The following is a 792-nucleotide window of genomic DNA, read 5'->3' as shown; positions in this document are numbered from 1 at the left end:
GATCAACACCGTCATCATCTTGATGGGCTCGTACGTGCTCTCTCATGGATGGAGTGCACTGGCTAACTACTAAGTGAAGAGGATCGCGAGGCTGGCAGCGGCTCATGCCAAGTGGATGTTTCCCGCTTGGATTCAGCGCAATCAGCTGGTGTGCCTCTTTAGCAGATGACCTGCAGCATTTTCTTTGAATCTGCCAGCTTCTTCGATATACCCCTGTACCGTTCCGTCGTGGCGCCAGCCGCCTTGGCGCTTGATATCTCGGAAATCTGCGCCGGCGCGGTAAGCGCTAGTTGCCATGCCTCGACGCAAACTATGACTGGAGAGATCCGGAACGTAGTCCAAGCCCGCCATCCTGGCGCAATCGGCTAAGATAGTATTGATGCTGGCGGGGTGAATGGGCTGTTCTCCCAGCATCGACCATTTGTTAATGGAGCGGAATGCCGCTCCATAGCTAATTCCCGCGGCCGCCAACCAACCTCGAAGAGCAGTCGCTGGGCAGCACGGACCGGTGCCGTAGGGGATTGCCTTGACGATCCCGTGACCTTGCTGGTCGGTCTTGGAGCGCTGCAGCGTCACGATCAATCCATCTGGTTCCCACGCTAGATCAGAAACCTGCAGGCCTGCTAGCTCACTTCTCCGAAAACCACCAAAATATCCTAGCTGTAGCAGCGCGCTATCCCGTTTGGCTTTGAAGGTATCCGCGGAGTCCAATTTCACGATGATCTTTTCAAGATCTTCGATCGGGAGAGCCTTTGCCTGCTTTTTGGGGCGTCCGTGGGTGCGCCCGATACC

Annotated in this window: 1 protein-coding gene; it reads right to left on the bottom strand. The window is 55.9% G+C overall.

The window, feature by feature from the left end; genetic code table 11:
* Nucleotides 1-141: 141 nt before the first annotated feature.
* Nucleotides 142-792, bottom strand: a 651-nt coding sequence (locus AKL28_RS23685; RefSeq protein WP_050470715.1) for a site-specific integrase, incomplete at its 5' end; no start/stop codon positions are given.

Source organism: Herbaspirillum chlorophenolicum, assembly GCF_001189955.1.
Lineage (GTDB): Bacteria > Pseudomonadota > Gammaproteobacteria > Burkholderiales > Burkholderiaceae_D > Herbaspirillum > Herbaspirillum chlorophenolicum.
Note: the sequence above shows the minus strand (reverse complement) of the source record. Positions and strands in the feature narration are given on the sequence as shown.